Origin of the sequence: Nocardia sp. NRRL WC-3656, assembly GCF_000720265.1 — a bacterium.
Classification (GTDB): Bacteria; Actinomycetota; Actinomycetes; order Mycobacteriales; family Mycobacteriaceae; genus Nocardia; species Nocardia nova.
In genome coordinates this window covers 217,088-239,582 of the sequence record NZ_JOJF01000004.1, presented here as the reverse complement: position 1 = coordinate 239,582, position 22,495 = coordinate 217,088, and the positions used below count along the sequence as shown (strand labels likewise).

Below are 22,495 nucleotides of genomic sequence, written 5' to 3'. Positions count from 1 at the left end.
GCGTGTCTCTCGGGGCGCGTCCATGTTGTAGGTTGGCTCGCAAGACGCCTGTGTCGATGTTGGGAGTACGCGATGAAGTTTGCCGTCCCGGGGGTTGCGAGCGCCGTCGCCGGAGCGCTGCTCGGTGTGATCGCGGTGTTCATTGTCGTGACGGCGACGGCGCAGAACTCGCGGCCCGAGATAAGTCATGGAGACGCCTCGTCGTCGCTGCTGAACAACGTTGAGTACGGCGCTCGCTGACGCTGCGCCGACCGCTGCCTCTTCCGCCGACTCTCTCTCCTCGGCCGGCGCACCACTGGGCCGGCGTTGGTTCGCCGGTACCGTTCTCGTCGCCTTCCTGCTGACCTTTCTGCAGGCGCCCGGTAACACCGTCGCCGACACCAAATACGACCTCGCCCAGAATCCGGTCGGATTCCTGCAGCGTGCCGCCCACCTGTGGAGCAGTCAGGCGCCGATGGGCCAGGTGCAGAACCAGGCCTACGGATATTTCTTCCCGCACGGCGCCTTCTTCTCGCTGGGCCATGTGCTGGGCCTTCCGGCGTGGGTGACGCAGCGGATCTGGTGGGCGCTGCTGATCCTCGCCGGCTTCTGGGGCATCGTCCGGCTGTGCGAGGTGCTGGGCATCGGCACCCGCGGTTCCCGGGTGATCGCGGCGGTCGCGTTCGCACTGTCGCCGCGGGTGTTGACCACGCTCGGATCCATCTCCTCGGAAACCCTGCCGATGATGCTGGCTCCCTGGGTGCTGCTCGCACCGGCGGCCCTGGGTGTGGTCGGGATGCCGCGCATCCATGCCGCCCGGTCCGGATGGCGGCGATTGCTACCGCACCGGCCGACCGCCGAATCGGTCTCGATGCGGGGTGCGACCTCGCCGGCGGCGAGCGCCCTCACGTTGGCGTTGATGGGATCGGTCAACGCGGTCGCGACCGTGGCCGCCTTCCTGCCCGCGGCACTGTGGTGGGCGTCGTATCGCCCGAATCGGACCTGGTGGCGGTTCACCCGGGCCTGGATTCCGCTGCTGATCCTGGGCACCTTGTGGTGGGTGGTGCCGCTGCTGGTGCTGGGCAAGGTGAGTCCGCCGTTCCTGGACTACATCGAATCCTCCGGCGTGACCACCCAGTGGGCGTCGCTGGGCGAGGTGTTGCGCGGCACCGACAGCTGGACGCCGTACGTCTCACCGGAGCGGATCGCGGGTGCGGTGCTGGTTACCCAGCCCGCGGCGGTGCTGGCGACGGGCGTGCTCGCGGCGGCCGGAATGGCCGGGCTGGCGCTGCGTTCCATGCCGGCGCGCGGTCGGTTCACGCTCGTCCTGATCGCCGGCCTGGTCGGCATCTGCGCCGGATACGCCGGACAGCTGGGTGGCCCGTTCGCCGAATCGGTGCGGATCTTCCTGGATTCCGGCGGCGCCCCGCTGCGCAATGTGCACAAGCTGGAACCACTGATCCGGATCCCGCTGGTGATCGGGCTCGCCCATCTGTTGCGACGGGTGCCGCTGCCCGCCTCGGTGCCGATGCCGGTGTGGCGCAGCGCCTTCGCCCATCCCGAACGCAACCGGATGGTCGCGGTGGCGGCGCTGCTGCTGGCGGCGCTGGCGTTGTCGACCTCGCTGGCGTGGACCGGCAAACTCGCCCCGCGCGGCGCCTACGACAAGGTGCCGGCGTACTGGCAGCAGACCGCGGACTGGTTGGCGCGCAATGCTTCGGACACCCGGGCGCTGGTGGTGCCCGGAGCACCGTTCGGCAGTCAGATCTGGGGCCTGACCCGCGACGAACCATTGCAGGCCCTGGCCCGCACGCCGTGGGCGGTTCGTGATGCCGTGCCGCTCACGCCGCCGGGCGCGATCCGGGCGATGGATTCGGTGCAGCGGCTGATCGCCGACGGCCGGCCCTCGACCGGGCTCGCACCGACACTGATCGATCAGGGCATCGGAATTCTGGTGCTGCGCAACGATCTCGACCCCGATACCTCCCGCTCCACCCGGCCGATGCTGGCGCACGCGGCGATCGAGGGTTCGCCCGGTATCACCAAGGTCGCCGAATTCGGCAACCCGATCGAGGTGGGCCACGGTGACGGTCTGGTCGCCGACGGTGATCTGCGCCCGACGTATCCGGCGATCGAGATCTACCGGGTGAGCGCCGGCGACCGCGGTGACCCTGCCGAGATTCGCAGTGGTCCCGGCGCTCCGGCGAGTTTCCCGGGGGCACGGACGGTGCCGCTGCCTTCGGTTCCGGTGGTACAGGGCGGGCCGGAAGTGCTGGAACGGCTGCGTCGCAACGACTCCGACGCGAACGGTCCCGCGCTGCTGGCCGCCGATGCCGCACGCGCCGGACTGACTCCGGTCGCGACCACGATCACCGATACCCCGATGGATCGGGAGGCCGATTTCGGACGGGTGGACAACCACAACTCGGCGCTGCGCGCGCCCACCGACGCCCGTCGCACCCACAACCTGGTACCCGACTACCCGGTGCCCGGCGCGCAGCCGGTGCAGGGACAGTGGTCCGGCGCGACCGTCACGGCGTCCAGTTCCGCGGCCGATGCCACGCAGCTCGGCGGAGCGGCGCCCGGCAGTTCGACCGCCGCCGCCTTCGACGGGGATCCGAGCACGGCGTGGTTGAGCACCAGCGCCGAACACGCTGTCGGGCAATGGCTGCGACTCGACCTCGACCATCCCATCGAAGCCGGTGCACTGCAGGTGACCACGAGCCCCGCCGCGATCGGCGACCCGGTGAAGTGGATCGAGGTGCGCACCGCCAACGGCACGGTGGCCGCACGGATATCGGAACCCGGTGCGCCGGTGTCGGTTTCGTTGCCGCCTGGCCGTACCGACTGGCTCACCATTACCGCGACCCGCACCGAGAACGGCACCGGCGGTGGGCAATTCGGCATCAGCGAAGTTCAGCTGTTCGACTATTCGAATCGTGACGCGCCGACGCCCGTGACGATTCGCCACCACACGGTGCTACCGCCCGTTCCGGCTGGAACGCCGGTACGCGGCTGGAATCTGGGACAGGAATTTCCCGGCCGCAGCGGATGTTTCGATGCGCCGGATCGGGTGCGCTGCAGTAAGGGCCTCGCGTTGCCCGCCGAGGAGCCGGGCGCCTTCGAACGCACTCTCGGTGTCCCGGACCCGATGACGGTCGCACCACGGCTGACCCTGCGCACGCGACAGGGCCCCGCACTGGAAGGCCTGCTGACCGATCCGGAGCGGCCCATCGCCCGCGGCAAGGCCGACGTGGGCGATCTGCGCGGTTCGGCCTTCGCTGCGACCGACGGCGATCCGCGCACCAGCTGGATCGCGCCCGAGGACACCGTGCGCAATCGCACCGGCGCCAAACCGACACTGACGATTCAGCTGCCGCGACCGGAACTGGTGACCGGCCTCGAGGTCACCCCGCCGATGGGCGCACTGCCCGCGCGACCGACCTCGATCGCGGTCAATCTCGGGGACGGGCCGCAGGTTCGCGAGGTTCCACCCGCGCCGAAGGGACGCGATCCGGAGGCGACGGCCGATTCACCGGGCCGTACCTCGCCGACCGCCACACCGCCGCGCAACGCGCCCGCCCCGGAGCCCAAGTCGACCGACACCCCCGCGCCGATGTCGGCGCCGCCGACTCCGGTGCGGCTGGAGTTGCATCCGTACGTCACCGACCACATCGAGATCAGCATCGATACCTGGAAGCCGGTGCTGGACCGGACCGCTCTCGGGCTCACCCAGGAGCAACCGCCGGGCCTGGCGGAGGTGTCGGTACTCGGACCGGACTACCCCGCGCCCGCCCCCGGCGATCGGCCGGTGACCGTCGACTGCGACCACGGCCCGACCATCGCGGTCGCCGGGCGGGTACTGCACACCAGCGTGACCGCGACGGCCGATGCGTTGCTCACGGGAAAGCCGGTGTCCGCCACCGTGTGCGCGCCCGCCGACGGCGGCGCCCCGGGGACGGTCGACCTCCCCGCCGGTTCCGTCGACGTCACGGTCGCCCCGACGGAACTGTTCTCGGTCGACGAACTGCGCTTGGACAACACGGCTTTCGCGGCCGACGGCGCCTCGCCCGAATCCCTCGCTCCGGGCTCGCCCGAAGACGCGGGTCGCCCGGCCGGCATCGATGCGCCGGCCGGCGATCGCCTGCTGGTCCTGCCGCTCAGTACCAATGTCGGCTGGACCGCGCACACGGGGGACGGCCACGCGTTGCGGCCCGTCGTGGTCGACGGGTGGAAGCAGGGGTGGGTGATTCCCGCCGATGCGCACGGCCCGGTAACCGTGGGATTCCCGATCGACCGCTGGTATCGCCTGGCCATCTTCGGCGGATTGCTGTTGCTGATCCCGCTGGCGCTGCTGGCCCTGCCGGTTCCGAGACGACTGCGTAAACGGTTGTGGCACAACGACGATGGTCACCGCGCGGCCGAACTGCCGACCGACGAGACTACGCCGCTCCCCGCAGCGGGCAGAACACCCGGCGCCCCAGTCCTGTCGGCGGCCGAGTCGCCCGCCCCGGCGGACGGCGAACCCGCGACGACCTACGACCCACCACCTCGGACCTGGAACAGTTGGTGGCTGGGTGCGGCCGGTGTGTCGATCGCCGCGTTCCTCATCTCCGGTCCGATCGGAACACTCTGCGCTGCCGCAGGTTTGGTTGCGGTGCGGCTGCTGCCGAAGGCGCCGCTCGTTCTCGCGGTCCTCGCCGGGGCCGGAACGCTTCTGGGTGAAGCCGCGCTCTCGACCGGGCCATGGCGTTCGACCGAGGCCTATATGGGTGGCTCGCTGTGGACGCAGTTCCCGGCGCTGGTGGCGGTGGTCGCCGTGGGCGTCGCCGCACTGCCCGCGCGCGCACCGATCCGGCGGGCGCGTTCCACTAACCGAACCGGCGTTTGACCCACTGCCGCACCGGTTCTTCGACCAGCGCGTAACTCGCGGCGGCCAGCGGCATCGTGAAGGCGACCGTCAGCGCCAGCACATGCAGGAACCCGCCGTTGAACGGGATGAATCCGAAGATCGGGAACATCATCGCCAGCACCACCAGATGCCAGATGAAGATGCCGTAGGACCAGCGTCCGATCGTCAGCGCCAGGCGGCTCTCCAGAAAGCGGTGCCGCGCGACACCGACCACGAGCGGGGCGAGCAGGCCGAAACAGATCAAGGCCCCTAGACCCATTTTCATCGCGTACTGCCACGCCGCGGCGCGGGCCAGTCCGGCGGGACCGGCCAGATCGGTCGCCGACAGCGCGAACGCGACCGCGGCGACCGACCACATCAGTCGGCGGTCGCCGAGCGGGCGTTGCCAGCGCGGGGTCACGTCCCCGCTGCGGGACCGCGCGGCCAGGACCTCGGCCACTTCGGCCAGCACCATGCCGGCCGCGAACCACGGCAGATATCCGGGCAGCCAGTTGTCGGCGTGGATGGCGTCCGGGGTCGGCACCGGCAGGAAATTCCAGCCGAGGCACAGCAATCCCATCGCGGTCACCGCGAACACCCGCTGCCGTGCCGCCGAGCCGCGCAACCGGACCAGCGCCCAGGCCAGCAGCGGCAGCATCAGATAGAACGCCACCTCCACCGACAGACTCCACATCTGGGTGAGACCGTCGGTCAGGGTCAGCGGAACGAACACCTGCACCAGGATCAGATTCGCCCCCCATACCCGCAGTCCGGCCGAATGTGCCGCCGACGGCAGCAAAGTGAGCGCCACGCAGACCACGACCCAGTAGGCGGGCAGGATGCGAGCGGCCCGGTGCAGCAGATAGCGCCCGGCCCGAGGGGCAGTGCCCAGGCCGCGGGCCGCTGCGGCGTGCGGGCGCCACAGCAGGAAACCGGAGAGACCGAAGAATACGGCGACGGCCATGTCGAACCGTTCCCACACCCGCCCGATCACCGGCGTCGCGGTGGCGCCGGTCTGGAAGGCCACGTGCGTCAGCACCACGCCGAGGGCGGCCAGTCCGCGCAGCCCCTCCAGCGCGGGAACGAATCTCCGGGTTCCGGGAACCGGCGGAGCGGGACGCGACGCCGCGGCAACCGGCACGTCGGTGCTGGATGTGGCGATTTCTGGCGTTGCGGTCATCGCGATCCAGTGTGCCCTGCCGGGTTCGCCGGCGCCTCGTGCGGCTCCCCGCGCCCGCGGACTCGAACCGCGACTCGCCGGACACTCGTACTTTTCGGAGTGTTTTCCGCACTCAGCTCGCCAGGTTAAGGTGCCGGACTGTTAGTGTCGGGGCTCACGAGTGCTTGTGTTATGACCGCACCCGGTTATGAGCGCACCCGGACGAGGCTTGTTCGACGACGAGGAGAGTTTGCATGGCACTCAGTGCCGGTACCAAGAGGACGGTGGCCTGCCTGCTCGTGGGACTCGGTGCGCTGTTGATCGTCGCAGCGATACTGGTCCCGACGTATGGAGTGAGCCAATTGGCCAAAACTCCCCTCGACCTCGAGATCACCACCATCGCATCCAACAAACCCGACGCCCCGAGCGAGGTGCTGGATTCGAAAACGCTCCTCACGGGCGAGGGCCCGGCGGTGGTCGACAAGAACGTCGGGCTCATCTCGCAGCGCTTCCTCACCGTCGAGGAACCGTCCGGCAAGACCAACATGACCATCCAGGCCGGTCAGACGCTGCGCCGCAAGGACAAGACGGGCGACACCGGCCTGCTGTCGGCGATCATCGACCGCGTCACCATCAACCGCAAGACCGGCCAGCCGATCGACGACGACCCCAACGGCTCGATCGCCACCACCGTCGACAGCAAGGGCAACAGCGTCGCGGATCCGGTGCAGCACACCGGTCTCCAGTACCGCTTCCCACTCGGAACCGAGAAGACGACCTACCCGTACTTCGACATCAACGCCCGCAAGTCGTTCGATATGAAGTTCGTGGAGGAGACCGAGATCAACGATCTGAAGGTCTACCACTTCCACCAGCAGGTGCCGGCCACCGATCTGTCGAAGGTCACCTCCTCGCCGACCAACCGGCTCACCTTCCCGGCCGCGAAGTGGGGCGTCCCGGGCGACGGCGACATCACGATGAACCGCTACTACACCAACACACGTGACGTGTATGTGGAGCCGCAGACAGGCACCGTCATCAACGGCTCCGAACAGCTGCATCAGTACTACGCGCGCAGTGCCGACAAGCCCGAGGTCACCGCGATCAACACCACGCTGACCTTCGATCCCGACACCATCCGCTCGCAGATCGACGAGGCCCGCAAGTACATGGATCAGCTGTCGCTCTACGGCCGCACGCTGCCGATCATCTTCAGTGTGCTGGGCGCGATCTCGCTGATCGTCGGCCTGATCCTGGGACTGCGCGGTGGCGACGGCACCTCGAAGCCGGGCCGTCTGGTCAAGAAGCCGCAGACCACCCCGCCGAGCGACAAGCCGGGGCAGGCGTTCTCGGAGGCTCCGACGCAGCAGATCGACATCAGTAAGAACCGATAGGTCTTCCGCTCGCACAGTGGCTCCCCGGTTGTCGGACCGGGGAGCCACTGTCGTATTCCGGGCGCTACCGTGCGGCCGGCCGAGCGGCGGGCTGCAGGCGGAAGGTCAGGGCCTCCATCAGGGTCTTGCGCTGGGTCTTCTGCACCGCCGCGATCCGCCACCGGCCGTCGGATTCGCGGACCACCGTGTAGGTGGCGAGTTTGCCCAGTTACTTCGCCTGCCCCTTGGCCGATTCGCCGCGAGTGACGACCACGGCGGTATCGCTGCCGTAGTGGCGGATCTCGACGACGTCGACGGTGAGCCGCGACAGCGATCCCAGCGAGGTCTTTCGGCGCTATCTGAGTTCGGTGGTGCTGCATGCCCAAGCGGGGGCGAAAGCGGTCGGGCTCGGGGCCACCGACCTCTACGCGCTGAACATCCTGGAATTGAGCGGCGCGATGACGCCCGGCGAACTCGGCGCCCGCACCGGGCTCACCACCGGACCCACCACCCGCCTGGACAGCGCCCTGGCCCCCGCGCGCCGCCGAATCGGCGAGATCGTGCGCGGCTACACCCCCGAACAGCGGGAATTGCTGTTCGACTATTTCGCGCGCGCGGCCGAGGCGTACCAGCGCGCGGCCGAGGACATCACCGCCGGGGACGTCACGGGAATCGGACGCACAGGCCGCGCCGACCCAGGCGTCACTCGGCCGACAACGGCGAAAGCCGTTCTTCCACAGTAACGTCGGTGGCAGCGCGCGGGTCGCGGCGTACGGTCCGGATGACGACGGCGACCACCAGCGCGGTGACCGTCGCGGCGACTCCGGTGGCCAGCGCGATCAACACGGGCAGGCTGCGCACGAACGGCACGGCGACGCCCACTTCGACCGCCAATCCGATCCAGATCACGACGGCCGGCGCCGTGCGGTCGGCGGCGATGGCCGACAGCAGGGCTCCCTGCAGCACCGCCAACAGCGCGCCGGCGAGCGCGAACAGCCACAGCAGATCCTGGATCGGCGCGTAGTCACGCCCGGCGAACAACGGGGCCAGCGGCGCCAGCACGGCCGCACCCGCCACGGCGACCAGCCCGACCGCCCCCAGCACGCCGAGCGCGGAACGCAGCGCGCGGACGGAATGCTGCGGTTGCGCCATCCGCGGATACAGCACGACGCCGACGGCCTGCGGCAGCCAGAACGCGATCTTGGTGGCGATCGCACCGAGGGCGTAGCGGCTGGCGTCCGCCTCGTCGAGCACGATGCGGGCGACGATCAGATCCGCGGACGAGAGCGCCATCAACGCGGCTTGGACCTGTGCGGCACGCAGGACCGCGCCCACGCCGGCGGCCCGCACCGCCCCGACCCGCGCACCGGTTCCCCGCGTCTCGCCGGCGACCGCGGCCTCTGCGACTTCGGCCGCGTCCGGCGGCAGCGGGTGCGAGCCGGCATCCCTCGCCGAGAGTGCGAGGCGCGCGATCCGGTTCGCCGCAACGGTGGCCACCAGCAGGCCGAGGGCAGCACCCCAGAGCGCGACAGCGGCACCCGCCCCGACGGCCAGCGCGATCAGCGCCGGAGCTACCCGGGCGATCGCCGAACCACCGAGAACGATTGCGAGCGAACGAAATCGGTTCGTTCCCTGCAGAATGCCCTGCTCCCCGGAGAGCAGTACCAGCACCGGCGCCGCGATCAGCGCCCCGCCCGCGGCGGATGCCGGCACGTGCAGCAGCACCGCGACGAGGGGTATGAGCGCGAGTGCGACAACCGCCACGATCAGCGCGCAGCGCCGGGTCAAACCGCGCACCGTCGCCACCGCGGCGCCGCGCACCAGCTCCCGTGCGACCACATTCTGCAGCGCCAACGCCGGCACCGCGGCCAGCAACTGCACGGCCAGCAGGCTCGCGAAGGCGCTGTAGCCGGCCACGCCCAGCCAGCGCCCGGCCAGCAGTTGCAGCAGATAGCCGGCGATATTCGCGGTCATGGCCCCAGCGGTCACCAGGGTCATATCCGCGACCACGGGTAGACGGCGCAGGGCAGGCATCCCGCCATGCTCCCACCTCGTCGCCGCCCGGAACAGCCGAGGCCCTCGGTACGCCGTCGGGCGGCTGTTTTCAGTCGTCGTCCGCCAGCTGGCGCCGCACGTCGAGCAGATGGTGGCGGACCTCGTGGACGGTGTGGACCGCCACCCAGCGCAGTTCGCGCTCGACGCGATCGGGGTAGTTGTACAGAACGCGGCGGTCCCAGTCGTCCTCGGCCAGGCGGTCGAGCACATTCGCGAGCAGTCGCGCCGACACGAGCAGTTCCTGCGCCACGTCGGCGGGATCCTGGTCGGCGTAGCCGTCGTGATCGGCACGTTCGTCGCGGCCCATGGTGAGCAGGGCCGGGCGGTCGGTGCGGCGCGCCAACAGGATGCGTTCCCGCTGCACGAGCAGGACGTCGCGGACGTGGCAGCCGTACTCGAGCGGCGACCACAGCTGCGGAAGGCGGCGACGCTCCGCGTCGGGGCAGTCGTTCAACGTCGCCGCCAGCTCGGTGACGCCCGCGACGATCGCGCCCGCGGCCTGCGGCGAGTCGACCGGCCGGTACTCGAAACCGCATTCGGCGCATCGATCCATGAACAACCCCTCATCTCGCCGCGTTGACACCATCTCACTGAGACCATATCTTTAGTATCAACGATACGGTCTCAATGTGAGGGTTGGATATGTCGATCGAAGCGAACAAGGACGTCATTCGCCGATTCATGAAGGTCGGCAACGCCGCGACCAGGGATCTGGCGGCAATCTGGGACAGCTTCACGCCGGATTGCGCCTTCCCGACCCTCGCTGCCCGTACCGGTCGCGCCGATTTCACCGTGCAGGACTACCGCACGTTCCTGCTCGACTACTTCCGCGCGCTTCCCGATGCCACCTTCACCGTGGACGAACTGATCGCCGAGGACGACCGGGTCTGGGCCCACATCACGATCCGCGGCACCCATTCCGCGGAATTGCGCGGCGTCCCCGCGACCCACCGCCCGGTGGAGTACACCCAGCTCGGCCTCTACACGATTCGCGAGGGGAAGATCGCTCGGGCTCGGGCGGTATTCGACGACGTGACGTTGCTGCGCCAGATCGGCGTGCGAGTTTAGGAGCACCGGACGGGCGACCGCCGCCGGCATCGCGGCCGACGTAGGGTGACTCAGCGTGACCGGGGCTCGAGAACACGGCGACGACACCAGAAGCTCGCAGCTGCCTTCGGCCGCCGAGCCGAGGTGGGCTCGGATCGTTCCCGTGGCCTACAGCCTGGCGCTCGCCCTGATCGTGGTCGGGCCGCTGCTGAGGCCGGGTTATCTACTGCTGCGCGACGGCGTGAGCACGCCCCGGTCGTATCCGACCGATGCGGCACTGGGCCTGGGCGACGCGGCGCCGCGAGCCGTGCCACAGGACGGATTGCTCGCGGCACTGTCGGTGGTGGTGGACGGCGGGATCGTCGTCAAGGCCATCCTGGTGCTGGCACTCACGGCCGCCGGATGGGGTGCGGCCCGGCTCGCGCACACCCTGCTGGGGGTCTCCCTGGCTCCCCGGCTCGTCGCCGCGACGGTCGCGATCTGGAATCCCTATGTAGCCGAACGGCTGCTGCAGGGGCATTGGAGCTTGCTCGCCGGCTACGCGGCACTGCCCTGGACCGTCGTCCTCGGACAACGGATACGGACCGGCGGCGCCCGGGAGCCGGCCGGTGAGGGAGCGGAGCGGACCACCGACGATCACCGGCCGCGTCGGGGGCTACCGGTCGCCGCCGCGCCGTGGTCGATGCTGGGCGGCGTCCTCGCCGCGGCGGGTTTGACCCCGACCGGTTCGCTGCTCGCGGGCCTGCTGGCGATCCTCACGGTGGGCCGGCGCAATGCCGTCGGCGCGGTGGCGCTGTGGCTGGTGAGTGCCAGTCCGTGGCTGGTGGCCACCGCACTGTCCGGTAGCGGGGCCGAACCGTCCGATCCGGCGGGCGTGGCGGCCTTCGCCGCGCGGGCCGAACCGGGGCTCGGCACGCTGGGGAGCCTGGCCGGACTGGGTGGGATCTGGAACGGCGCGGCGGTACCCGGCTCCCGGACAACGCTTTTCGCGGTGTTGTCGACTCTCGTCCTGCTGGCGATCGTCGTCTCGGGCGTGCGCGCGGTGGCAGCCCGGGGTGAACGAGCCACGCGTTATCCCCGGCGGATGTTGCTGGTACTGGCCGCCGTCTGCATCCTGCTGCCGGCCCTGGGGGCGACGGGGTGGGGGCTCGCCATCGGCGAATCCCTGATCGCGCGCATCCCCGGCGCCGGACTGCTGCGCGACACCCAGAAATACGTCGCCCTTGCCATGCCCGCGTACGCCCTGTGCGCGGCGGCGGGCTGTCGCGCGCTCGCCGCACTCGGCCGCCGACACACAACGGAGATCGCGAAACAGACTGCGCCACAAGCGGACCCGACGAATACGAGCAGCCCGTCGGCAGCGCCGTCACCACGAGCGGCGGATGCGGACCAACCGTCGAACGGTGGTGGCGAGCCGGTGCAGGCCGAACCTGTTGCCGCGCAACCGCTTACCGCCCTGCTGTTCATCGCCGCGCTGATCCTCACCCTTCCCGACCTGGCATGGGGAGTGGGTGGAGCACTGCGACCGGTGCACTACCCGCCGGCGTGGCAGCGGGTCGCCGCGGTGGTCGACGGTCCCGGTGACGTCGCCGTATCTCCCGCGGGGATGTTCCGCGTATTCCCCTACAGCGGACGGGTGCCGGTGCTGGATCCCGCGCCGCGCATGCTGCGGTCGGATGTCCTGCAGACAGGGGTGCTGCCGGTCCGGGGCCGAGTGGTGGCGGGCGAGGGGGCACGGGCCCAGCGAGTGGAGGACCTGCTGCTCCGGGGAGCGGCGCCCGCCGACCTCGCCGCCCACGGCGTCGGGTGGATTCTCGTCGAACATCGCACGCCGGGAGCGGTCGGTGATGCGAAGACCACGCTGGGCGCACTACAGCCGGTGTACTCCGACGCCGATCTGACGCTGTACCGCGTACCGGGCGCACGGGACGTGGCCAGGGCCACCGCCACCGACCGCACCGTAGCCATCGCCGCACACGCGCTCTGGGCCGCTCTGCTCCTGGCCGGCATCGTCGCGGCGCTGGCCGACAGGCGACGGAGGAGATGATTCGCACCGATCGACAGGCGTGCCGTCGGCCGGCAGATATCGTCTGCTGATCAGCGGAGAGTCGGGGTGACGCAGTCGTCTCGCAGCGGCGCCGACGTGGCTGCGGCCAGCGTCGCACGTCCCGTCACCAGCCCCGAGATGAATCGCCCCCGGGCGGCAGCGGCCAGGACCTCACCGACGCCGTTACCCGTCTGCTCCCAGGAGAACTCGCGAGCTCGCGTACGAGCCTTCTCCCCCATGACAATTCGCGCCTCGGAGTCGGCGAGCAGTTCCCCGACGGTCTCGGTGAGCTGGCTGGAGTCGTCCACCAGCACCCCGGTCACGCCGTCGACGATAGAGTCGGTGAGCCCCCGTGAACTGCGGTAGCCGATGGTCGGGACGCCGTGCTGCGCGGCCTCGATCACCGCGAGACCCCACCCTTCCTTGCGGGAGGGCAGCACCTGAACCCAAGCGCGGGAGAGCAATTCGTGCTTGCGCGCTTCGTCGACGAAGCCGTGGAAATCCACCGCGTCGGCGATACCCGAGCGATGCGCGCGGTCTTTCAGATTATCGGCCCACCAGCCGTCGCCGATCACGTCCAGGCGCAGACCGGGCAGGCGGTCACGCAGACCCGCGACGACGTCGAGCGCGTCCTCGATCTGCTTGTGCGGCACCAGCCTCGACAGCACGACGATGCTCGGATACGGGGTGCGGGTCGATTCGCCACCGGTCGGCGCTTGCGCGGGTACGGGTTCGGCACCGTTGCGCACCACCGCGATTCGCGTCGCATCGACCCCGAGCGAGGCGAGCTCCTCCGCGGAGGGCAGCGATACGGTCAGATATTGGTCGCGCCGATGGACCCGCGGCGACAGTCGCGATTCGATCCACCAGCCGATCCGCCCGACCACACGACCCGCCACCGGCCACTGCTCCCGATGGCCGTGGTGCACCAGGACCACCGAGGGCGCCCCGGAGACCGTCCGGGCGAAGAACGGAATGCCGTTCTGGGTGTCGATCACCGCGTCCGGCCGCACTCCGCGCAGCGGGCCGAAGCCCAGCCGCCCGGCCGCGATGGCGGCCAGCGCGCGCGGATAGACGGTGAAGCGCCCGCCGGCCCGGCTGATCTCGATGCCGTCGATACGCTCCCGGCGCGGCGCGCCCGGATAGTGCGCGGTCCGCAGCGTCACCTTCACCCCGCGCGCCGCCAGCTGCGCACCCACCTGCTCGAGATACCGCTCGCTCCCGCCGCCCTGCGGATGTCCGGTATCGCGCCAGCACAGCAGCAGGACTTCCCGCACGTCCGCGCTCGGGTGGGCCTCGTTCTCGCCGCCGCCGGGCCCACAGAGCTGCGCCACGGCAGCGCGCTCGCGAGGGCCGATTTCGGGCACGGCAGTTCTCCAGATCGTTCACGTCGGACGACAGTGGGGTCCACCATAGCCGCCGACGGCCGTTCCGGGTCGCTGCGGTGGCCGCATAGACTGGCGCGGCCATGCTTCGATCCGACGCAACCGGACCGCGTCCCCGCTTCGCGCGCCGGGCCACCCTTCGCCGTTCACTGCGCCTGTTGGGCAGTTTCCGCTTCGAACAAACCGATCCGGCGCGGTTCTACGGCGGGATCGCCGCCGATACCGCCGACCTGATCGCCGATTTCTATCGCGATCTGACCGGCCGGGACCTCAGCGGCACCGTGATCGTCGACGTGGGCGGGGGCCCCGGCTACTTCGCGGACGAATTCGCGGCGGCGGGCGCGCGCTATCTGCCGATCGAACCCGATCCGACCGAAATGCACGCCGCCGGGCTCACCGTCGCCGGCGCGGTCCGCGGATCCGGAATGGCGCTGCCCATCCGCGACGACGCCGTCGACATCTGTCTTTCCTCGAATGTCGCCGAACATGTGCCGCAGCCGTGGGTGATGGCCGACGAGATGCTGCGTATCACCAAACCGGGCGGTCTGATGGTGCTGTCCTACACGGTGTGGCTCGGACCGTTCGGCGGGCACGAGACCGGCCCGTGGCACTACCTCGGCGGTGAGTTCGCGGCCCGGCGCTACACCCGCCGCACCGGAAAGCAGCCCAAGAACCGCTTCGGCAGCTCCCTGTTCGCCGTCAGCGCCGCCGACGGGCTGCGATGGGCGCGCGAAACCGGCGGCCGGGCCCGGATCCTCGCCACCTTCCCCCGCTACCACCCGCGCTGGGCGTGGTGGGTGACGCGCATACCGGGCGTGCGGGAACTACTGGTCAGCAATCTGGTCGTCGTCGCGGCCAAACCCCTCCGCTGAGCCGCATCCGGATCTACTCGGGCCGATCTACTCCAGCCATCCCCGCCGACGGGTGCGCCGCGCCGGTTCGCTCCACGGCGGCTCCTGCATGGCCAGGCCGACGGTTTCCAGCGGGGTCAGGCCGACGCGGTCGGCGAGTGAGCGGACCGCCGCCACCGCCTCGGCCGCCTGCAGCGCCGCCGTCGCCTGTTCGAGCGTCAAGGTCCGGCCGGGCAGAAAGGACACCACCCAGCCCCCGGTACCGACGGACCTTGCCTGATGTGGGGTCTGATCACTGGTCATCAGCGATCGGCCGACCACGTGCACCGCCATGATTCGGACTCCCCTGCGATTGCATTTGTAAAATCGTCCGGCAATGTTGCTCTAAGCATGCTCTGCAATCACAGGAAACGCAATAGTGCGTTTTGCGAAAAGCGAACCGCGAGGTAGGATTTCGCGCCTCCCGGCTGGGCGATCGGTCCGGGATGTCCGCTGCGCGCAGTACGTGACGCCAGGGACTGTGCGCCGAATCAATTCTCGGACAAGCGAACTCGCAGCACCGGCTGCGGATTTTCGTGCGGGCGCGGCGCGGCGAGGTCGATGTCGACCTGCCATCCGGGTGGAAGTACGGCCTGCAACCGGGCTGCGGCACGCTGCAGCGGCGTACTCGCCGCCGTCGGCGTGAAATCCACTTCCGGATCGGCCCACCGCGCGCCGGCTAATCCCGAGACAGCATCGAACCCGAGTTCTGTCATGCCTACACCCACCTCCCACATACCCCGACCGGTCGGCCAGACAACGGAATCCACGAGCACCTGCAAGCAGTCAGTTCAGCCGAGTAGTTAATTCCCCGCAACCACGGGGAGTATTCGTGAGATGCAGAACACAATCAGAATAGGACAAGCGCGCCATTCCGCACGCGGAACCGCGGAAATGACGAGCCGCCCGCCCCGTCGCAAAGACGGTGCGGGCGGCTCGCTTTCGTCGTTCGGTGAACGGCGTCGTCCGACTAGCCCAGCCGCTGCTTGAGCGCCTCGAATTCGTCACGCACGCCCGAGGGCAGCTTGTCGCCGACGAATTCGAACCACTCCTCGATCAGCGGGATCTCCTTGCGCCACTCGTCGAGGTCGACCTTCAGCGAGGCGTCGACGTCGGCGGGGTCCACGTCCAGGCCCTCGAGGTCCAGGTCGCCGGCGGTGGGCACATTGCCGATCGCGGTGGCCTCGGCCTCGGCCTTGCCCTCGATCCGGTTGACGATCCACTCCAGCACGCGGGAGTTCTCGCCGAAGCCCGGCCACAGGAAGCGGCCGTCGTCGCCGCGGCGGAACCAGTTGACGTAGAAGATCTTCGGCAACTTGGTGGCGTCGGCGTTCTTGCCCAGGTTGATCCAGTGGTTCATGTAGTCACCGACGTGGTAGCCCATGAACGGCAGCATGGCCATCGGATCGCGGCGCACGTTGCCGACCTTGCCCTCGGCGGCGGCGGTCTGCTCGGAAGACATTGTGGCGCCCATGAATACGCCGTGCTGCCAGTCGAAGGACTCGGTCACCAGCGGGATCGTGGTCTTGCGGCGGCCACCGAACAGGATCGCCGAAATCGGCACGCCCTGCGGGTCGTCCCACTCCGGGGCGAGGGTCGGGCACTGCGACATCGGCGTGCAGTAGCGCGAGTTCGGATGCGCGGCAAGCGTTTCGGTCTCGCGCAGGTACCAGTCGTTACCCTTCCAGTCGATCAGGTGGTCGGGCTCGCCCTCGAGTCCCTCCCACCAGACGTCGCGGTCGTCGGTCAGCGCGACGTTGGTGTAGACGGTGTTGCCGGCCTCGAGCGTGGCCATCGCATTCGGGTTCGACTTGTGGTTGGTGCCGGGGGCGACACCGAAGAAGCCGAACTCCGGGTTCACCGCGTACAGGCGGCCGTCCTCGCCGAAGCGCATCCAGGCGATGTCGTCACCCAGCGTCTCCGCGCGCCAGCCCGGCACGGTCGGCTGCAGCATCGCCAGGTTGGTCTTACCGCAGGCGCTCGGGAAGGCGGCGGCGACGTAGTAGTTCTTGTTCTCCGGCGAGATCAGCTTGAGGATCAGCATGTGCTCGGCCAGCCAGCCCTCGTCGTGCGCCATCGCCGAGGCGATGCGCAGCGAGTAGCACTTCTTGCCCAGCAGCGCGTTGCCGCCGTAGCCCGAACCGTAGGACCAGATCTCGCGGTCCTCGGGGAAGTGGGTGATGTACTTGGTGTCGTTGCACGGCCAGGGGACATCTGCCACGTCGCCCGTCAAAGGCGCACCGACCGAATGCAGCGCCTTCACGAACGGGCGATCGGTGCCCAGCTTCTCCAGCGCGGCCTTGCCCATGCGGGTCATCACGCGCATCGACACCACAACGTATTCGGAGTCGGTGAGCTCGACACCCAGCTTCGGGTCCGCGGCGCCCAGCGGGCCCATGCAGAACGGCACCACGTACATGGTGCGGCCCTTCATGCTGCCGCGGTACAGCTCGGTCATGGTGGCGCGCATCTCGTTCGGGTCGACCCAGTTGTTGGTCGGGCCGGCGTCGGCCTCGGCGCGCGAACAGATGAAGGTGCGCGACTCGACCCGGGCGACGTCGGAGGGGTCCGACAGCGCGAGGAAGGAATTCGGCTTCTTGTGCTCGTTGAGCTTCTGGAAGGTGCCGGCCTCGACCAGTCGGGTGGTCAGCCGGTCCCATTCCTCATCGGAACCGTCGGCCCAGACGACCCGCTCCGGCTGGGTGAGCTCTGCGACCTCCTGCACCCAGGCGAGCAGTCCGGCATGCTTGGTCGGCGCGGTGCCATCGGATCCGTGAAGACCAGGAATGGTCGCTGAGGTCATGAAAACTCTCCTGAGATGAGCGGCGGGCCAGAGAGCTGCCGAAACAGCTTTCAACACCAGGAAGGCCGCCGTTGGCTGTGGACATCCGCCCGGCTCGCCGAACAGCACGCCCCGGCTGGGCGGCGTACGAGAACGAGACGGACACCCGGATTCCTTAAGTAAAGAGGTTAACGCGGTGTGACGGTCGGTACGGAATGGGGTTGCTCACTCGGGACCCGGTCGAAACCTTCCCACCTCACCAGGACCGCAGCTGTGCGGAACCGGCAAACCTCGACGGGGCCGGATCAACCGGCGACCGCGGCCCGCAGGATCGCCAGATCGCGTTCGCATGCGGCCACTCGAGCAGGCTGTTCGGCGGCCGCGCGGCGCAGTTGCCCCTCCAGCTCCACGACCCGGCGATCGGCCTCGACCATGCGGGCGGTGCTCGCGCGCACCACCTGTTCGGTCAGCTCGGACTCGGCCTCCACCAGGGCCGTCGCCACCCGCTGCTCCAGCTGGGCCTTCACGTTGACCAGCACATCGGTCACCCATTGCCGCAGATGTGCCCGATCGGCCAGATGTCCCCGGGCCCCCACCACCCACCACGCCACGCCCGCGCCGAGGGCCAGGGTGACCGGCACGGTGGCGTAATCCAACGCCGGCACCAGCGACAACGGCGCAACGATCAACCGGCCGAGGCCGAAACCCGCCGATGCGCCCAGGGCGATCATCAGCCGATCCTCGACGCCACGGTGGCGGCGCTCCGGATCGGGCCCGACCCGGGGTGCGGGATCGGTCGGCGGAGCCGGCGGTGAGGCAAGCGTGGGCTGTGGTTCCGATCCCGCCACGGCCTCGATCTGGCGGGCGAGTTCGGCCAGGCGGTGACGGACCACGCCGTCGAGTTCGGCGGTGGCCTGATTCACCGCCGCCTGCAGCAGATCTGGATAGCCGCGCACCGAGCGGCGGTCGAGGCGGTCCAGATCGGCACGGGCGGTGGCGTTCACGGTGCGGACGCGGGCGCCGACCTCGTGCGTCAGATCGACCCGGGCCAACTGCAGCCGATTGCGCAGGGCGGCCAGGGCCTGGGCGCGGCCACCGTCGCGCCCGGCCAGCGCGGCGGTACGTTCGGCGCGCAGGGCGGCGACCGCGCTGCCCGAGCGCAGCGCCTCGATCTGGCTCAGCACCCGGGTGCGGGTGTCGGCGAGCACCCGAGCGGTGACCTCGGCCAGTTGCTCGGGGCCGACCCGGGCCCCGACGGCGGCGCTGAGCTGGGCGTGCAGGGCGGCCAGGCCGGAGCGGTCCAGCAGCGCGGCGTCGCCGCTGCCGCGCGCGGCCACGGCCAGGCGCGCCGAGACCGGGAGAATCTCGGGCTCGGCGCCGAGCGCCCGGGCCAGCATGGCGGTATCGCGATCCAGTACCGAACGCCAGTCGGGATGGGCGTGAATGCCGTTCATGGCGAACAGCATTCGCGTTCCCACCGCCTGCAGGCGGGCGACCGGATCGAGCAGTGCGGCGCCGACGGCGGCGCCGGGGTCCACCAGCACGAGCGCCACCGGCGGTCCGCTGCCGGGGCCGAAATCGGTGGCGGCGACCAGGGTTGCCGGGTCGGTGACCGGATCGGTGAGCGCTACGCGCGGTTCGAAGCGGGACAGTTCGGTACGCAACAGGGTGGTGTTGGCGTCGTCGGGACCGATGACTGTCACCGACACCGGTTGCGTCGCAACGGCTTCCGCATGCATCGCCGCGACTCCATTCGGCGCGACGGGATTCGGGCCCGGTTCGGCGGGAACCGCGCGCAGCAGCGCGCCGCCCTGCGGATTCCATCGCTCGACGACGGCCAGCACCTCGGGATCCACCCCGCCCGCCCGCCGACTGTTCAGCTCGGCCGGCGCTCCGGGTACCTCACAGTCCGGCACTACTCATCCGCTCCCACATCCGCATATATCCGTTGTGCAGCCGGATCGCGGCGCGGCGAGCGGCGGCCGGCATATCGCTGGCGGCCACCGCGCGCCACCGTTGCGCGCGAACCAGCGCGTCGTCGGCGTCCGCCGGTGTCGCCGACGGATATCCGGCCGCGAGATGACGGACCTCCGGGCGAGCCAGTCCGGCCTGCAGCGCGGTCCACAGCGCCTCGTCACCGGCCAGATAGTCCTCGATCAGGTCGCGGGCGCGCCCACCGTCACCCTGCGGGATCGCGCGCGCGGCGATGCGAGCCAGATCGTCGAGCAGATCACCGCCGCGCAAGGCCGCGATCTGCTCGTAGCGCTGGTGCAGGCGCGCGTGCACGGGATCGATCCCACTCACGGCATGCAGCAGCTGCAGCAACTGCTGCGGTCCCAACTCCGGTTCGTGACGCAGTGCGGCCAGGGCGCAGCTCACCCCGTGCAGGCCCCAGCGCTCCAGCAGCGCCCGGCGATCGGCCACATCGGGCCCGGCCGATTGGTCGACGAACAGTTCCGGGGAGAGCGTGAGCGCCGCGCCGCCACCGGCCGCGTGGCGGCGCAGCGTGCGCAGATCGTCGTCGCTCGGTGTGCCGGCGCGGGTGCGCACGGCCAGTTCGGCGACCATCGGCGCCACCGCAACACCCAGCACATGCGCCGCCTGATCGGCGGCCACCACCGCATCGCCCCAGCGCGAGCCCACGGCATCGGCCTTGTTGAGTACGACCATCGTGGTTTCGGGCCGCAGGGATTCGAGGACGCGACGATCGGCGGCCTGCAGCGAACCCGCCAGCACGTAGACGACGAGATCGGCGTCGAGCACCGGATCCGGCACGCCCGGCTGATCCACCGGCGCGGTCTCCTCCGCCGACATCAGGGCCAACGCCCGCAACAGCGTCGATTTCCCGGCGCCGGCCCGGCCGGTCACCTGAATCCGCAGCGGCCGCCGGAAGGCCACGGCCGCGCTCGCCAGCTGATCGGCGACGCCCGGGGCGGATCCGGCGCCGACGCGCACCGTGGCGATGAGTTGCTCGAGTTCCGGTGCGGGCCCGCCGTGGTCGTTCACGAAGCCCGGCGAAGCGCTGGTTGCAGTGGCTCTCGACACGGGTGATACCCCCTTCCAGCGGAAAATTCTGTCAGAAGACGCGGCGGTTGTCGGCACCGACCGGATTTTCACCGGCGCGCCCGATCGTCGTTGCGCCACACAGCGATGTGTAATCGATCACACGAAACCGCCTGCCCGAGCTCGCGACCGGCGACGATGGCCTGCGGCTCGACCATCACCGCAGGTGAGCGGTAATTGGCGCGGGATTGGGAATCTCTCCGGTGAAACGGTGGTTGTGGCTGTGTCACAGCATAATTCGACAGTGGTGAACTATCGGGTCACGGATTCGATCACCTACGCTGAAGCCGCCGGCGGCACCGCCGGTGCGCGGCCCCGGCGGTGTGGACCCCGGTCGGCCGTGCGCCCGTGCGCCGGCCCCGTGGATCCGAAGGAGGTTGCGATGAGCGTCAACGTCGACGTCATCGGTAACGACGGCGCCGCCGTCGCGACGAAGAACGAACGGCCGTTGCCGCCGTCGCAGGACCCCTTCTATCGCGCACCCGCCGACGCGGCCGCGCACGCACCCGGAACCGTTCTGCGCAGCCGGCCCGTGCAGATCGCGCTGCTGGGCCTGATTCCGCAGCGTGTGACGGCGTGGCAGCTGCTGTACCGCAGCAACGATCTGCACGGTGACGCCGAGGTCGCGGTGACCACGGTGCTGCTGCCCGCCGATGCCGATCCGGCCGAACGCCGCCCGCTGCTGGCCTTCGAATCGGCGATCGACGCCGTCACCGAGCGTTGCGCTCCCTCCTATGTACTCCGCCGCGGCGCCGTCGTCCCCGGCTCGATCACCCAGCTCGAACTGCTGCTCGTCGCCAACGCACTGCGCCGCGGCTGGGCGGTGAGCATCGCCGATCACGAGGGACGGGACGGCCGTTTCGGCGCGCCCCGGGAACCGGGCTACCGCTCGCTCGACGGCATCCGCGCCGCGATGCACTTCCGTCCGCTGGGGCTCGGTACCGACACCCCCGTGGTGGTCTGGGGCTACTCCGGTGGCGGGATGGCCGGCTCCTGGCTGGTCGAGATGGCTCCCACCTATGCGCCCGAGCTCACCATCGCCGGTGCAGTACTGGGCGCGCCGGTCGGCGATCCGGGTGAGGTGTTCATCCGGCTGAACGGTGGCCGGTACGCCGGTTTCCCCGCCATCGTGATCTCGGCGCTACGCCAGGTGTATCCGGCGCTCGAGGATGTGCTCGACAAGCACATCACCAGCTCCGGGGAACGCCTGCTGGAACGCGCGGCTCAGCTGCCACCGATCGTCGCGCTCGCTCGGCTCGCCGGCCACGACGTCAGCAAACACCTCGATCACCCACTGGAAGAGGTATTGAGCACCCCCGCGATGTGCGACATGTTCGACGATATGCGGCTCGGGAAGCACACCCCGCACTGCCCGATCCTGGTGATCCAGCCGCTGCACGATCGCATCATCCACGCCTCGTGTATCGATGCGCAGGTCGAGCGCTATCGGGCGGGCGGTGCCACCGTCGGTTACCTGCGCGACCGGCTGAGCGACCACTTCACGTTGTTACCGCTGGCTACGCCGCTGAGCCTGGACTGGCTGGCCGACCGCATCGCCGGCCGCCCGATCACCGACGCCGACACCGAGACCCGGACCGTCTGGTCGGTGATGGCGTCCCCGTCGCGCTGGCGCGGACTGTTCGAGCTGGCCGGCACCGCGGGCCGGATGATCCTGGGCCTGCCGCTGGGCAGGCAGAGCGAACCGGAACTGCCGCAGACGCAGCCGCTCGCCGCCTGACGCCGGGCTCCGCGCCACCTCGGCAACACTTCTGACCCGGGTTTTCCCTCCTCGACGCGGTCGATTGCGGCCCTGATCATCGAATA

General features: G+C 69.8%; 17 protein-coding genes. 8 read left to right on the top strand and 9 right to left on the bottom strand.

All coding sequences use genetic code 11. From position 1 onward, the window contains the following. Positions 1-72: 72 nt before the first annotated feature. Together IG65_RS36735 and IG65_RS0108195 are read left to right on the top strand one after the other, a co-directional pair. On the top strand, positions 73-240 hold the full coding sequence (locus IG65_RS36735) for a DUF2613 domain-containing protein (protein ID WP_081879341.1): 168 nt from the start codon (positions 73-75) through the stop codon (positions 238-240). After that, positions 221-4,870, top strand: coding sequence for an alpha-(1->3)-arabinofuranosyltransferase (locus IG65_RS0108195; RefSeq protein WP_197039802.1), 4,650 nt, complete (start codon positions 221-223; stop codon positions 4,868-4,870). The genes IG65_RS36735 and IG65_RS0108195 overlap by 20 nt, the downstream gene beginning before the upstream one ends. Here IG65_RS0108195 and IG65_RS0108190 read toward each other — a convergent pair. Next, entirely contained in the window at positions 4,851-6,050 is a 1,200-nt protein-coding gene (locus IG65_RS0108190) for an acyltransferase (protein WP_036523665.1), read from the bottom strand. The genes IG65_RS0108195 and IG65_RS0108190 overlap by 20 nt on opposite strands. A 233-nt stretch (positions 6,051-6,283) precedes the next feature. On the opposite strand from IG65_RS0108190, the gene IG65_RS0108185 reads away from it, so the two are divergent. Together IG65_RS0108185 and IG65_RS0108175 are read left to right on the top strand one after the other, a co-directional pair. Next, entirely contained in the window at positions 6,284-7,423 is a 1,140-nt protein-coding gene (locus IG65_RS0108185) for a DUF3068 domain-containing protein (RefSeq protein WP_030514236.1), read from the top strand. Between the two features lie 296 nt (positions 7,424-7,719). Continuing rightward, positions 7,720-8,145, top strand: a complete 426-nt coding sequence (locus IG65_RS0108175; protein WP_063833548.1) for a MarR family winged helix-turn-helix transcriptional regulator — start codon at positions 7,720-7,722, stop codon at positions 8,143-8,145. Here IG65_RS0108175 and IG65_RS0108170 read toward each other — a convergent pair. Together IG65_RS0108170 and IG65_RS0108165 are read right to left on the bottom strand one after the other, a co-directional pair. After that, positions 8,105-9,436: a hypothetical protein gene (locus IG65_RS0108170; protein WP_036523662.1), complete on the bottom strand. Its 1,332-nt coding sequence runs from the start codon at positions 9,434-9,436 to the stop codon at positions 8,105-8,107. The two genes, IG65_RS0108175 and IG65_RS0108170, sit on opposite strands and share 41 nt — an antisense overlap. A gap of 70 nt (positions 9,437-9,506) precedes the next feature. Beyond that, on the bottom strand, positions 9,507-10,010 hold the full coding sequence (locus IG65_RS0108165) for a DinB family protein (protein WP_030514233.1): 504 nt from the start codon (positions 10,008-10,010) through the stop codon (positions 9,507-9,509). An 89-nt stretch (positions 10,011-10,099) separates the two neighbouring features. Between IG65_RS0108165 and IG65_RS35750 the strand changes: the two genes are divergently transcribed. After that, entirely contained in the window at positions 10,100-10,525 is a 426-nt protein-coding gene (locus IG65_RS35750; RefSeq protein WP_051755535.1) for an ester cyclase, read from the top strand. Between the two features lie 100 nt (positions 10,526-10,625). Beyond that, the gene (locus IG65_RS0108155; RefSeq protein WP_197039805.1) at positions 10,626-12,551 is read left to right on the top strand and encodes a hypothetical protein; all 1,926 of its coding nucleotides are present in this window, start codon (positions 10,626-10,628) and stop codon (positions 12,549-12,551) included. 50 nt (positions 12,552-12,601) lie between these two features. Here IG65_RS0108155 and IG65_RS0108150 read toward each other — a convergent pair whose 3' ends face one another. Then, the gene (locus IG65_RS0108150; RefSeq protein WP_030514230.1) at positions 12,602-13,828 is read right to left on the bottom strand and encodes a glycosyltransferase family 4 protein; all 1,227 of its coding nucleotides are present in this window, start codon (positions 13,826-13,828) and stop codon (positions 12,602-12,604) included. A gap of 191 nt (positions 13,829-14,019) precedes the next feature. Here IG65_RS0108150 and IG65_RS0108145 point away from each other — a divergent pair, with 191 nt between their 5' ends. Beyond that, a complete protein-coding gene (locus IG65_RS0108145; RefSeq protein WP_030514229.1) occupies positions 14,020-14,808 on the top strand; it encodes a bifunctional 2-polyprenyl-6-hydroxyphenol methylase/3-demethylubiquinol 3-O-methyltransferase UbiG in 789 nt (262 codons plus the stop codon). A gap of 27 nt (positions 14,809-14,835) precedes the next feature. Here IG65_RS0108145 and IG65_RS0108140 read toward each other — a convergent pair whose 3' ends face one another. From IG65_RS0108140 to IG65_RS0108120, 5 genes are all read right to left on the bottom strand, one after another. Beyond that, positions 14,836-15,120, bottom strand: coding sequence for a hypothetical protein (locus tag IG65_RS0108140; protein ID WP_030514228.1), 285 nt, complete (start codon positions 15,118-15,120; stop codon positions 14,836-14,838). A gap of 197 nt (positions 15,121-15,317) precedes the next feature. After that, a complete protein-coding gene (locus IG65_RS34480) occupies positions 15,318-15,542 on the bottom strand; it encodes a hypothetical protein (protein WP_036523660.1) in 225 nt (74 codons plus the stop codon). A gap of 254 nt (positions 15,543-15,796) precedes the next feature. Next, entirely contained in the window at positions 15,797-17,629 is a 1,833-nt protein-coding gene (locus IG65_RS0108130) for a phosphoenolpyruvate carboxykinase (GTP) (protein ID WP_030514227.1), read from the bottom strand. Between the two features lie 284 nt (positions 17,630-17,913). Beyond that, positions 17,914-19,524, bottom strand: coding sequence for a hypothetical protein (locus IG65_RS0108125; RefSeq protein ID WP_231509091.1), 1,611 nt, complete (start codon positions 19,522-19,524; stop codon positions 17,914-17,916). Continuing rightward, on the bottom strand, positions 19,511-20,653 hold the full coding sequence (locus tag IG65_RS0108120) for a hypothetical protein (protein ID WP_231509090.1): 1,143 nt from the start codon (positions 20,651-20,653) through the stop codon (positions 19,511-19,513). Before IG65_RS0108120 ends, IG65_RS0108125 begins: the two co-directional genes overlap by 14 nt. A 400-nt stretch (positions 20,654-21,053) precedes the next feature. On the opposite strand from IG65_RS0108120, the gene IG65_RS0108110 reads away from it, so the two are divergent. After that, positions 21,054-22,409, top strand: coding sequence for a lipase family protein (locus tag IG65_RS0108110; RefSeq protein WP_030514224.1), 1,356 nt, complete (start codon positions 21,054-21,056; stop codon positions 22,407-22,409). Positions 22,410-22,495 lie beyond the last annotated feature (86 nt).

Coding starts and splice junctions, on each gene's coding strand:
- IG65_RS36735 (WP_081879341.1), top strand. CDS start 73: ATGAAGTTTGCCGTCCCGGGGGTTGCGAGCGCCGTCGCCGGAGCGCTG.
- IG65_RS0108190 (WP_036523665.1), bottom strand. CDS start 6,050: ATGACCGCAACGCCAGAAATCGCCACATCCAGCACCGACGTGCCGGTT.
- IG65_RS0108185 (WP_030514236.1), top strand. CDS start 6,284: ATGGCACTCAGTGCCGGTACCAAGAGGACGGTGGCCTGCCTGCTCGTG.
- IG65_RS0108170 (WP_036523662.1), bottom strand. CDS start 9,436: ATGCCTGCCCTGCGCCGTCTACCCGTGGTCGCGGATATGACCCTGGTG.
- IG65_RS0108165 (WP_030514233.1), bottom strand. CDS start 10,010: ATGGATCGATGCGCCGAATGCGGTTTCGAGTACCGGCCGGTCGACTCG.
- IG65_RS35750 (WP_051755535.1), top strand. CDS start 10,100: ATGTCGATCGAAGCGAACAAGGACGTCATTCGCCGATTCATGAAGGTC.
- IG65_RS0108145 (WP_030514229.1), top strand. CDS start 14,020: ATGCTTCGATCCGACGCAACCGGACCGCGTCCCCGCTTCGCGCGCCGG.
- IG65_RS0108140 (WP_030514228.1), bottom strand. CDS start 15,120: ATGGCGGTGCACGTGGTCGGCCGATCGCTGATGACCAGTGATCAGACC.
- IG65_RS34480 (WP_036523660.1), bottom strand. CDS start 15,542: ATGACAGAACTCGGGTTCGATGCTGTCTCGGGATTAGCCGGCGCGCGG.
- IG65_RS0108130 (WP_030514227.1), bottom strand. CDS start 17,629: ATGACCTCAGCGACCATTCCTGGTCTTCACGGATCCGATGGCACCGCG.
- IG65_RS0108110 (WP_030514224.1), top strand. CDS start 21,054: ATGAGCGTCAACGTCGACGTCATCGGTAACGACGGCGCCGCCGTCGCG.